Source organism: Sphingobium sp. WTD-1 (assembly GCF_030128825.1).
Lineage (GTDB): Bacteria > Pseudomonadota > Alphaproteobacteria > Sphingomonadales > Sphingomonadaceae > Sphingobium.
Genome location: NZ_CP119127.1, coordinates 1,614,298 through 1,626,188, shown reverse-complemented (window position 1 = coordinate 1,626,188; position 11,891 = coordinate 1,614,298). Strand labels below are relative to the sequence as shown.

The following is an 11,891-nucleotide window of genomic DNA, read 5'->3' as shown; positions in this document are numbered from 1 at the left end:
ATCGCATAATCGGCTGACGGCTCCCGCCATCACTCCGCTTTTGCGCGCGAATTTACGGCATGTTTACCATCCCCGTGGCACAGCCATGCGCAAAGTCGCTTATTCTCTGTTCCAAGGACCGACCGGATGGACATTCTGCGGGGGCATGACGTCGCCAACGACCAGGACGATTTCGAATATCCCGGTGATGCCGCGATCGACCGTCCGCTCGCCGTGGGATATGAGGAACGGCGCATGCAGGTGCGCGCCTATAATTATTGGGCGTCGCTGCTGGGCGATCGCGCCCTGCCCCTGATCGAGGATCTGTCGCCCGATCAGATGGACGATTTCGGTCCCTATAGCGTGCTGCTCGATTTCACCGCCGGCATCGAGAATCCGGCAATCGTCTATCTCGGCACGGCGCTGCGCGAGGAATGCGAGATCGAGGGGCCGATCGGCCATATCGCCGATGTTCCCGCCCGTTCGCTGCTGTCGCGTCTGACCGATCATTATCTCCAGATCATCGCCAATGCCGCGCCGATCGGATTCGAGGCGGAGTTCATCAACCAGCGCGGCCGCGAGATTCTCTATCGCGGCATCCTGATGCCCTTTTCCGCGCAGGGCGATTCGATCGACTTCGTGTTCGGCGTGATCAACTGGAAGGAAATGGCCAGCCACGCTTTGTCGGTCGCGATCGAGCGCGAGGTCGACACCAATTTGCTGCACAATCCCCCGGCGCGCAGCGATGCGCCGATCTGGGCCGATGGACCGGGCGCGGACGAGGATGATGACGTGCTGGACCTCACCGGCATGGAGATGCCGACCGAGGATGCGCCGCTCGCCGACTGGCTGGCGCTCGCCCGCGAAGGGGCGGAAAAGGCCCGCACCAGCGAGGCGCGCAGCCATGCCGCCCTCTATCGCGCGATCGGCCTCGCTTATGATTTTGCGCTGGTGACCCGCCGATCGGCCGAGGAATATGCCGAACTGCTGGAAGATTATGGCATCAAGGCGCAGGCGCGCAGCCCTATGACCGCCGTCATCAAGCTGGTCTTCGGCGCCACCTATGACAAGACGCGCATCACCGAATATGCGACCGCGCTGGATCATGCCGCGACCGCCAGCCTGTCGGTCGGCAGCTTCGCCGCCTATCTGGCCGGCTATGATGGTGGCCTCAAGGCCCTGGTCCGCGACGAGCGCGCCGCCCGCCGCGCGGACATGCCGGCCCGCCCCGACAAGCGCCAGACTGCCCGCGACACGATGAAATGCGCCACCGCGCTCGATCCGCTGGCCGTCGCCACCGACAATGATGGCCTGGCCGTCGTCGTCGCCCGGCGCGAGGCAGATGGCACGCTGGCGATCGTCGGCGCCCTGCCGGAAGGATCGGACCTGGGCCAGCGCGTAATCCTGGCCGCCGCCGACTGAGATTTTGTCTCGGCGCCGGCCCTCACTCCCAGCCGTGCCGCAAACGCGCCATCTTGGCGTGACATCGCGGCTTTCCAAGTGCATAGGGACATGCCCGCTCTTCGGGCCATGCCTTTCGGACATCGATATCCGCCAGTAACGGGCGGCCCGACCATGCTGCGCTGCATCATAATATTTCACGCGCGCGAAATTTTATTTCGACCAATACTTGAGACGATCCGGTGAGAGGGGCATATAGATGCCCCTAGGACAAGGAGTCGTCTGGCGGTGTTCCAGCGCCTCCTCCGTTTCGGCAACGGCGGGACATTTCCCCGCGGCTAAGAGGTAGGCGAATGACGGCGCTGGCTGATCCCAATATCAAGGAAGTCGATTCAACTGTTCGCGCGGCGCTGGAAGGCGTCCTGGCAAAGGGCGCCCTGCCCGGCGAGAGCGAGGGATTTGATCAGGCGGCCATCGCCGCCGCTGCGGCCTTCCTGGGTCGCACCGCCAATGCGCGCAAGGCCGGCCAGCCCGGCATCGCGATCGAGACGCTGGGCGAAGGCGCCACCGGCCGCTTCATGCGGATCGCGCTGATCAACGACGACATGCCCTTCTTAGTCGATTCGATCGCCACCACCCTGGCGGCGGCCGACATCAGCATTCACCGGCTGCTCCACCCCGTCCTGTCGATATCGCGTGGCGCCGACGGGACCCTGTCCGCGATCCTGGACGATGATGCGCCGGGCGCATTGCGGGAATCGATGATCTATATCGAGGCCGACCGGGCCGACGCAAAGGCGCGCCGCGCGCTCGAAAAGGCGCTGGAAGACACGCTGGCCGACGTCCGCGTCGCCGTGCGCGACTGGCCGCGCATGCAGGAAGCCATGTCGGCCGACGCCAATGCCGTCACCGACGATGAAGGCGCCGCGCTGCTGCGCTGGTTCCTCGCGGGCCATTTCACCCAGATCGGCCATGAACTGTGCAGCCGGGTCGGCACCTCGGAAGAGCGGCTCGGCATCTGCGCGCTGCGCGACAAGCCGATGATCGCGCCGGCCTCGCGCGAGGCCGCCTTCACCTGGTTCGAGGAAGGCAAGCGCAGCCCGCTCATCATCAAGTCCAACATCCTCTCGCGCGTGCATCGCGGCGTGCTGCTGGACCTCATCATCCTGCCGGTGCGCGAGGGCAAGAGCGTTACCGGCCTGTCGATCCACGCCGGCATGTGGACCAGCGCGGCGCTTGCCGCCTCGCCGGAAAAGGTGCCGCTGCTGCGCTCGGCGCTGTCGGCGCTGATGGACAAATATGGCTTCGACCCGGCCGGCCATGCCGGCAAGACGCTGGCCCATGCGCTCACCACCCTGCCGCATGACATTCTGATCGGCTTCGAGCGCGACACGCTGGAGCATCTCGCGCTCACCTTCATGTCGCTGACCGACCGGCCGCGCCCCAAGCTGGTGCTCGCCACCAGCGCGCTCGCCCGTCACCTCTATGCCTTCGTCTGGCTGCCGCGCGACGAACTGTCGACCGCGCGCCGCGTCGCGATCCAGGACATGCTGGCCAAGGCGGCGAATGGCCCGGTATTGAGCTGGTCGATCGCGCTGGAGGAAGGTGGCCTGGCGCTGCTGCGCATCACCCTCGACCTGCGTGACGGCGGCGTCGTGCCCGATGACGCCGCGCTCGATCGTCAGCTCAAGCAGATGGTGCGCGGCTGGCTGCCCGCCGTCGAGGAAGCGCTGGCCGAAAGCGAGGAAGCCGGCCGCGCCGCGGCGCTGGCCCAGCGCTTCGCCCCCGGCTTCCCGATGGCCTATCGCAACGGCGCCGGCCCGGTCGAGGCGGCGGTCGACATCCGCCTGATCCACGGCCTGGCGGGTCCGGGCGACAAGTCGATCCGCATCTATCGCAACCCGGAAGACAGCGCCGAACGGCTGCGCCTCAAGCTCTACAGCCATGACGCGATCGCCCTGTCCGAAGTCGTTCCCGCCTTCGAGAATTTCGGCTTCCGCGTGATCGACGAGATGACGACGGCGATCGACGGCGGCACACTCGGCCATGTCCAGCGCTTCGTGCTGGAACTGCCGGCCGGCGGCGATGCCCAGGCGGTGGTCGACCGCGCCGAAGTGGTGACCGAGGCGATCGCCCAGGTGATCGAAGGCGTCGCCGAAAATGACAGGTTCAACGAACTGATCGTCACCGCCGGCTTCGCGCCGCGCGCGGTAGTGCTGTTCCGCGCGCTGTTCCGCTATCTGCGCCAGACTGGCACCGCCTTTGGCATGGCGACCTTCGCCGACACGCTGCGCCGTGAACAGGGCGTCGCCCGCAACCTCGTCGCCCTGTTCGAAGCGCTGCACGATCCTGCCGCGCAGGACGGCAGCGACAAGGCGACCGCCATCCAGGCGGAGATCGACGCCGGCCTGGAACAGGTCAGCTCGATCGACGAGGATCGCGTGCTGCGCCTGATCCGCGCCGTCATCACCGCGACGCTGCGCACCAACTTCTATGCCCCGGCCGCGGCCGAGGCGCTGGCGTTCAAGATCGACAGCGCGCTCGTCCCCGGCCTGCCGGCGCCGCTGCCCTGGCGCGAAATCTGGGTCTACAGCCCGCGCGTCGAGGGCATCCATCTACGCGCCGGCCCGGTCGCCCGTGGCGGCCTGCGCTGGTCCGACCGGCGCGACGATTTCCGCACCGAAATCCTGGGCCTGATGAAGGCGCAACGTGTCAAGAACGCTGTCATCGTTCCGACCGGCGCGAAGGGCGGCTTCTATCCCAAGCAGCTGCCCAATCCGCAGGTCGATCGCGATGCCTGGTTCGCCGAAGGCACCGAAAGCTATCGCATCTTCATCCGCACCCTGCTGTCGATCACCGACAATATCGTGAAGAACAAGGTGAAGCACCCCGCCCAGGTGGTGGTGCGCGACGGCGACGATCCCTATTTCGTGGTCGCCGCCGACAAGGGCACCGCGACCTTCAGCGACGTCGCCAATGCAATCGCGCTGGAGCGGGACTTCTGGCTGGGCGACGCCTTCGCCAGCGGCGGCTCCAACGGCTATGACCACAAGGCGATGGGCATCACCGCCAAGGGCGCCTGGATCAGCGTCCAGCGCCACTTCGCCGAAATGGGCGTCGACGTGCAGAGCGAGCCGGTCAAGGTCGTGGGCTGCGGCGACATGTCGGGCGACGTGTTCGGCAACGGCATGCTGCTCAGCAAGGCGATCAAGCTGGTCGCCGCCTTCGACCATCGCCACATCTTCCTCGACCCCAATCCCGATCCGGCCAAGAGCTGGGAAGAGCGCAACCGGATGTTCGCCCTGCCCCGCTCCAGCTGGGAGGATTACGACAAGGGCCTGATCTCCGAAGGCGGCGGCGTGTTCGCCCGCAGCCTCAAGAAGATCCCGCTCACCCCGCAGGTCCAGGAAATCCTGGGCGTGACCGAAAGCGAGATGGAGCCGACCGCGCTCATCTCCGCGATCCTCAAGAGCCCCAACGACCTGCTGTGGTTCGGCGGCATCGGCACCTATGTGAAGGCCGCCGCGCAGAGCCATGGCGATGTCGGCGATCCGGCCAATGACCGGCTGCGCGTCAATGCCGAACAGCTGCGCGTCAAGGTGGTGGGCGAAGGCGCGAATCTTGGCACTACGCAGGCCGGGCGCATCGCCTTCTCGCTGCATGGCGGGCGGATCAACACCGACTTCATCGACAATAGTGCCGGCGTCGATTGCTCGGATAATGAGGTCAACATCAAGATCGCGCTGAACAAGGAAATGGCGGAAGGCCGCCTGCCCTTCGACAAGCGCAATGCCCTGCTCGAAAGCATGACCGATGCGGTCGGCGCGATCGTGCTGGAGGATAACCGGCTTCAGGCGCTCGGCCTGTCGATCGCCGAAAGCGGCGGCGCGGCGGACCTGGCCTCCTATGTCCGGCTGATCGAGACGTTCGAGGAAACCGGCCGTCTCGACCGCCAGGTCGAGGGGCTGGCCGCCAATGACCAGTTGCTGCGGCGGGGCCAGGATGGCCAGGGCCTCACCCGCCCCGAACTCGCCGTGCTGCTCTCCACCGCCAAGCTGGCGCTGCAGGACGCGATCGAACATGGCGACCTTGCCACCGATCCCAGCATGGGCGCGGAACTGGCCGCCGCCTTCCCTGCCGCCATGCAGGAGAAGGAAGCCGATGCGATCGCGGCCCATGCGCTCAAGAAGGAGATCATCGCCACCAAGGTTGCGAACCGCATCGTCAACCGCCTCGGCATCATCCACCCCTTCGAACTGGCCGAGGAAGAGGGCTGCTCGCTCGCCGATCTTGCCAGCGCCTTCCTCATCGCCGAGCGGCTCTACGACATCCGCACCCTGTGGGCGGATATCGACGCGGCCGACATGTCGGAAGCCGCCCGCCTGGCCCTGTTCGGCGACATCGCCAGCGGCATGCGCGCGCAGATCGCCGATATCCTGCGCAGCGTGCCGGCCGGCACCCTGCCCGAAGCCGGCCATGCGATCCTGGCCAAGGGCGTCGAAACGCTCGCCAACCAGGTCGACGACCTGCTGACCAGCGAAGCGTTCCGCCGCGTCACGGCCGTTACCGATCGCCTGCTCTCGCTCGGCGCACCGGACATGCTGGCCGTGCGCACCGCGGGCCTGTTCAAGCTGGACGGCGCGGTCGGCATCGCCGCGCTCGCCGGTCGCCTGAAGATGGACGAGATCGCACTGACCCGCGCCTTCACCCATCTGGGCGAGGCTGTCGGCATCGACTGGGTCCAGTCGGCCGCCGCCCGCATGGAACCGACCGATCCGTGGGAGCGGCTGCTCATCTCCGGCGTCGCGCGTGACATGCAGCAGGTGCGGCTCGACTTCCTGGCCCAGGGCAAGGGCAAGGACGTGTCGGACCATGTCGAGAAATGGCTGATCGAGCGCGGTGCGCGCATCCAGCAGTTCCGCGCCCTGGTGCAGCGCGCCAAGGCAGCGGCATCGCCCAATGTCGCGATGCTGGCGGAAATCGCCGGTCAGGCCCGCGGCCTGCTCGGCCGCTGAGGCCATCGCCCCTTCCCCTCAGCGGGAAGGGGTTTCAGCCGCCCCCCCCCCCCAAAAAAAAAAGAAAAAGGCGCCCGATCCAGTGATCGGGCGCCTTTTTCTTTTCCGTGTCTTCGCTGCGATCAGCGCGGATCGGCGAGCAGCGGCTGCACCATCAGCGGCTTGGGCGCCGGTTCGGGCACAGGTACAGGCGTGGGCGCCGGTGCCGGCTCCGCAGCAACCGGGGCCGCAGCCTCCGGCGCGACCGGCGCGTCAGCTGCCGGCTTGTCCTTGCCCGGCACGCGCAGCCCCGGACCATAGACCGGCGTCACGCCCGGCGTGTAGCGACCGTGCAGCGCCTCGATCTCCGCCTTGCGCTGGTTGAGATAGAGGTCGCGATAGCTGCCATAGGGATTGTCGTCGGAACGGATCGCCTGGATGCGCTCGTCGAACGCCGCGCGCTCGCCCAGCTGGTCCAGCACCGCCATCGGGATGACGACCGTGGGCTGGGTGAAGGGCTTGCCCACCGCGAAGGGCAGGATCATCTTGTCGACCGTGTCGCCGATGATGTCGCGCAGCGTGGTCGGGCCAACCAGCGGCAGATACATATAGGGGCCAGGACCGATGCCATAAAAGCCCAGCGTGTTGGCCAGACCATTGGGACGATAGGGCAGGTTGAACGGCTTGCGTTTGGCGACATCGAACAGGCCAAGGAAGCCCAGCGTGCTGTTGATGCCGAAGCGACCGGCCGTCTCGAACGCCTTGCCCGGCTTGAACTGCAGCATATAGGCCGCGAACACGACCGGCTCGCCCAGATTCGAGAAGAAATTGCGCAGTCCCTTGCGCACCGGGCGCGGCAGACCCTTGTTATAGGCCTTGGCCACCGGCTCGATCAGCGCCTTGTCGACCGCCTGGACCGCCTCGAAAGACTGTTCGTTGATCGCGGCGAAGGGATCGCGCTTGCGCAGCCCGGTATCGCCGGTCACGACGATCGCATTCGGATCGACCGGCACCTCTTCCTTGGGCTGCTCCGCGATCGGGCTTAGCGTCGGCAGCACGACCGGCGGCGGATAGGGGCTGTCGGGTGACGGCGCCTGTGCGGGCTGGACCGGACCGACAGGGACCGGCTGGGACGTTTCCGCCGGCGCAAGCGCCACGGCCGCGGCCGGCACCACAGGAGCGCCGCTGTCCACGACCTCCCCCTGTCCCGCCATCAGCATCATTCCAGTGGCGGCAACCGAAAGCAGCATAAATCGTCCCTTGTCACGGCCCCGTCTGGACGACGGGCCCAACGGCCAGCAACGGCCTGGATAAGGGCCGATAAACAGACATCGCATCCCCGCGACATCGCTGTCCAAGCTGATTTCGCTAGGGGGGCGTGCCGCACCCGTCAAGTATGGTGGTCAAGCAGGAGGCGGCAGGCGGAGACGCGCGTGCGGCGCTTTGGTTCCCGACCGCTTACATTTTGATACATTTTTCCTGTTGCGAGCGGTTTGCAATTGCGAGTCGTTCGCGTTATTCGGGCCACCTCATTTCCCACAGGACTCGCCCTTCCCTCGATGCACGCTCCCGCCCGCACCCAGCCCAAGAAAAAGAAGAGCGCCAAGGCATTCTGGCTGAAGCAGCTGCATACCTGGCATTGGGTGAGTTCGGCGATCAGCCTGATCGGCCTGCTGCTCTTCGCCTTCACCGGCATCACCCTCAACCACGCTGCCGATGTCGAGGGTTCGCCCCAGACCGTGGAGAAGAGCGCCACCCTGCCCGCCCCGCTGTTGAAGCTGGTCGCGGCCGATGACGCGCCCGACGCCAAGAAGCCCCTGCCCGCCCCGATCGCCCAATGGATCGAAAAGGAAATCGGCCAGAGCGGCGCGGGCGAGGCGGAATGGTCGGCGGACGAAGTCTATCTTGCCCTGCCGCGTCCCGGCGGCGATGGCTGGGTGTCGATCGACCGGCATGACGGCAAGGTCACCAGCGAAGCGACCAGCCGCGGCTGGGTCAGCTACCTCAATGACCTGCACAAGGGCCGCAATGCCGGCACCGTGTGGAAATGGTTCATCGATATCTTCGCCGTCGCCTGCTTCCTGTTCGCGCTGACCGGCCTGCTGCTGCTCCAGTTGCACGCCGCCAAGCGGCCGAGCACCTGGCCGCTGGTCGCGATCGGCCTGGCGCTGCCGGCGCTGCTCGCCATCCTCTTCATCCACTAACGGGGGTCCATCTTTCCATGCCGATCAGTCCCAAGCTCATCCTGTCTGGCGGTGCCGCGCTTGGCGCCACCGGTGCGCTGGCCGCGCCGGCCACCGCGCAGACCATGACCGTCACGGTCAATATCCCGCGCCTGTCGGTCGCTGAATATCACCGCCCCTATGTCGCCATCTGGCTGGAGAAGGAGGGCGCTGCCCCCCGCACGCTCGCGGTCTGGTATGATGTCGACAAGGCCAAGGGCGAAGGCACCAAATGGCTGCGCGACATCCGCCAGTGGTGGCGCGTGTCGGGCCGCACGATGAGCTTCCCGGCCGATGGCGTATCGGGCGCGACCCGCGCGCCGGGCGACCAGAAGATCGCCTTCACCGCCGGCAAGGGGCCGCTCGGCGCCCTGGGTCCGGGCAAATATACGCTGGTCGTGGAAGCCGCCCGTGAAGTCGGCGGCCGCGAGTTGGTCCGCCTGCCCTTCACCTGGCCGGCCAAGCCCGGCGTCGCCGCCAAGGCGCAGGGCAGCAGCGAACTCGGCGCCGTCAGCGTCAGCTTCGGCAAGTAACAGGGGACAAAGACCATGAAAGCCAAATATCTGATCGCGGGCGCGCTTGCCGCCCTGATGCTCTCCGGCGCGGCCCAGGCGCATCGTCAGTGGATGCTGCCCTCCTCCACCACCCTGTCGGGCACCGACAGCTGGGTGACGGTCGACGCGGCGGTTTCCAACGACCTCTTCTATTTCGAACATTTCCCGATGCGCACCGACGGCATCGCCGTGACCGAGCCGGATGGCAGCACCGGCAAGATCGAAAATGCCGCCACCGGCAAATATCGCTCGACCTTCGACGTGCATCTGACCAAGCCCGGCACCTATCGCATCGCCAATGTCTCGACCATGGTGATGGGCAGCTACACTCTCAACGGCAAGCAGGAGCGCCTGCCGCGCGGCACCACCAAGGCCACTCTGGCCCAGGCGATCCCCGCCGGCGCCACCAATGTCCAGACCGCCGAGGCAAGCAACCGCAACGAGATCTTCGTGACGCTGGGCGCGCCGACCACCACCATCTTCAAGCCGACCGGCACCGGCATCGAACTGGTCCCGGTGACCCATCCCAATGACCTGGTATCGGGCGAGACCGCGACCTTCCAGTTCCTGCTCGATGGCAAGCCCGCCGCCGACCTCAAGGTCACCGTCATCCCCGGCGGCATCCGTTATCGCGATGCGCTGGGCCAGATGGACCTCGTCACCGACAAGGATGGCAAGCTGGCCGTCAAATGGGGCGCCCCCGGCATGTACTGGCTGAACGCCAGCACAGGTGGCGGCCGCGAAGGCGGCCCTGGCGGCCCCGGTGGTCCGGGCGCGCAGGGCGGCAAGCCGGAGGGCGCACCGCCCGCGCCGCCGGCCGGCCCGCCGCAGAAGCGCGCCTCCTACATCACCACGCTGGAAGTGCTGGCGCCCTGACCCGGCCCGCCGGCCATCCCGTCCGGATCGCGATAGCGCCCGACCTGTCGCCCGAGCAATTTGCCGGGCGCCAGCGTCAGGGCGCTATCGTCACTTTGGGAGGACCGACCATGGGCACCACATGGTCGGCCCGCATCGTCGATCCGCCCGCCGACTGCCAGGCCCATATCGAGGCCGTGCTGGCCGCCGTGATCGGCGAGATGAGCAATTGGGAAGCCGGCTCCGACATCAGCCGCTTCAACCGCAGCCCGATCGGCCAATGGACCCGCCTGCCGCCCGCGATGATGGGCGTGTTGCGCGCGGGCCTTGCCATGGCCCGCCTGTCGAACGGCGCCTTCGACCCGGCGATCGGCGGCATCGTCGCCCGCTGGGGCTTCGGCCCGGCCCTCGCCGGCGGCAGCGCCACCGCCTCGGTCGCGCCCTGGACCTGCATCGAACTCAATGACGACCGCGCCCGGCGCACCGCCGACGTCGCGCTCGATTTTTCAGGCATTGCCAAGGGCTATGCCGTCGATGCGGTCGCGGCCTGCCTGCGCAGCCTCGGCCTCCCCAACTTCCTGATGGAAATTGGCGGCGAATTGCGCGGCGAAGGGGTGAAGCCCGATATCCAGCCCTGGTGGGTCGATGCCGAAGTCCCGCCGGGCCTCGACCTCCCGACGCTGCGGGTCGCGCTCTGCGGCCTTTCCATGGCCAGTTCGGGCGATTATCGCCGCTACCGGATGGAGGGTGATCGCCGCCTGTCGCACAGCATTAACCCTGCGACCGGCGCGCCCATTGCGGAGGGCGTTGCCGCCGTCACCGTGCTTCACACCTCCACCATGCTGGCCGACGCCTGGGCGACTGCAATCACCGTGCTGGGCGCCGATCGCGGCATGGCCCTCGCCACCCGCCACGACCTCGCTGCCCGCCTCATCCTGCGCACCGAAACGGGCGGCCAGGAATATGTGACCCCGGCCCTGGCCGCGATGCTGGAATAATCCTGCCCAAGGCGGTGCCGGATTCACAGCGCCATCCCCGCACAGGAGGCTATGACAAAAAGGGGTGGGGAGCGGAATGGCCGGTTTTGGACAAAAATATATCTATGGCAGACGTTAACGGCGAAACCCTGCCATTGCATGAAACGTGGACCTAAGCATCCACCGATATGTTGCCCACAACCCGTTTGGTCTGTTGCGCTTCCAATTCGCGCAACATGTTCGAGAAGGCAGCCGTTCGCGTCTCCTTTAGTGAGTTTTCGCTCCATAAAGTCATGTCACGATTGACCAACATCCAGAATGAGAGCCATTAAAGCCAAATCTCTATACAAAAAAGGGAATGGTGATGTGGATAGACGGCTCATTTCCAATAATTGAAATTAAAAATGAAGACCTTAAATCATTAATTAGAGAAATTCTCAAATTTTGGCCGAAAAATATGGAGTTTACTGGAAAGCAATTTGGAATTAGCGATACATACACTTGTGGCTCTGTAGTTGAAATGAAATTATTTGCAGATAAGTGTTATGACAATCATGATTTTGGAGAGAATGATGAAATATCAGGAATTGTTTTTGATTTTGTTGGAAAAGCGATAAAATCATCGTCAGTTTTTCTAAGAAGATTGGATCAAAATGATTTGGACATTAATATTATAATGACGGATATTATAGCAAGGGACGATATATCTGTGGTAGATTAATTATTGTTTCAGTTTTAAGCAGGATTAAATGAAGGATTTAAATAATTTTTACCGCAAAATTCCATGTTTGCTTAGAAGGCTTATACGATGTTCTGTAAGCGACCAAAATTGGTCGTTAGCCGCTAAAATCCGACATCGTCATTGCGAGCGTAGCGAAGCAATCCACCGGCGCGAGATGGATTGCTTCG

Annotated in this window: 8 protein-coding genes; 7 read left to right on the top strand and 1 reads right to left on the bottom strand. The window is 65.0% G+C overall.

Features of this window, described 5'->3' with window-relative positions:
- Positions 1 to 126: 126 nt before the first annotated feature.
- Both N6H05_RS07985 and N6H05_RS07980 read left to right on the top strand, forming a co-directional pair.
- On the top strand, positions 127 to 1,401 hold the full coding sequence (locus N6H05_RS07985) for a PAS domain-containing protein (protein WP_284113420.1): 1,275 nt from the start codon (positions 127 to 129) through the stop codon (positions 1,399 to 1,401).
- A 332-nt stretch (positions 1,402 to 1,733) separates the two neighbouring features.
- Positions 1,734 to 6,395, top strand: coding sequence for an NAD-glutamate dehydrogenase (locus N6H05_RS07980; protein WP_284113419.1), 4,662 nt, complete (start codon positions 1,734 to 1,736; stop codon positions 6,393 to 6,395).
- A 122-nt stretch (positions 6,396 to 6,517) separates the two neighbouring features.
- On the opposite strand, the gene N6H05_RS07975 is transcribed toward N6H05_RS07980, so the two are convergent.
- Positions 6,518 to 7,624, bottom strand: coding sequence for an MlaA family lipoprotein (locus N6H05_RS07975; RefSeq protein ID WP_284113418.1), 1,107 nt, complete (start codon positions 7,622 to 7,624; stop codon positions 6,518 to 6,520).
- A gap of 309 nt (positions 7,625 to 7,933) precedes the next feature.
- Between N6H05_RS07975 and N6H05_RS07970 the strand changes: the two genes are divergently transcribed.
- The 5 genes from N6H05_RS07970 (at position 7,934) to N6H05_RS07950 (ending at position 11,703) form a co-directional block, all read left to right on the top strand.
- Positions 7,934 to 8,578, top strand: coding sequence for a PepSY-associated TM helix domain-containing protein (locus N6H05_RS07970; RefSeq protein ID WP_284113417.1), 645 nt, complete (start codon positions 7,934 to 7,936; stop codon positions 8,576 to 8,578).
- Positions 8,579 to 8,595: 17 nt separating this feature from the next.
- Positions 8,596 to 9,129 carry a DUF2271 domain-containing protein gene (locus N6H05_RS07965; protein ID WP_284113416.1) on the top strand — a complete coding sequence of 178 codons (534 nt, stop codon included), beginning with the start codon at positions 8,596 to 8,598 and terminating at the stop codon, positions 9,127 to 9,129.
- Positions 9,130 to 9,144: 15 nt separating this feature from the next.
- Complete coding sequence (locus N6H05_RS07960) at positions 9,145 to 10,026, top strand: DUF4198 domain-containing protein (RefSeq protein ID WP_284113415.1); 882 nt, start codon at positions 9,145 to 9,147, stop codon at positions 10,024 to 10,026.
- 110 nt (positions 10,027 to 10,136) lie between these two features.
- The gene (locus N6H05_RS07955; protein ID WP_284113414.1) at positions 10,137 to 11,003 is read left to right on the top strand and encodes an FAD:protein FMN transferase; all 867 of its coding nucleotides are present in this window, start codon (positions 10,137 to 10,139) and stop codon (positions 11,001 to 11,003) included.
- 343 nt (positions 11,004 to 11,346) lie between these two features.
- Complete coding sequence (locus N6H05_RS07950) at positions 11,347 to 11,703, top strand: hypothetical protein (protein ID WP_284113411.1); 357 nt, start codon at positions 11,347 to 11,349, stop codon at positions 11,701 to 11,703.
- Positions 11,704 to 11,891: the final 188 nt, after the last annotated feature.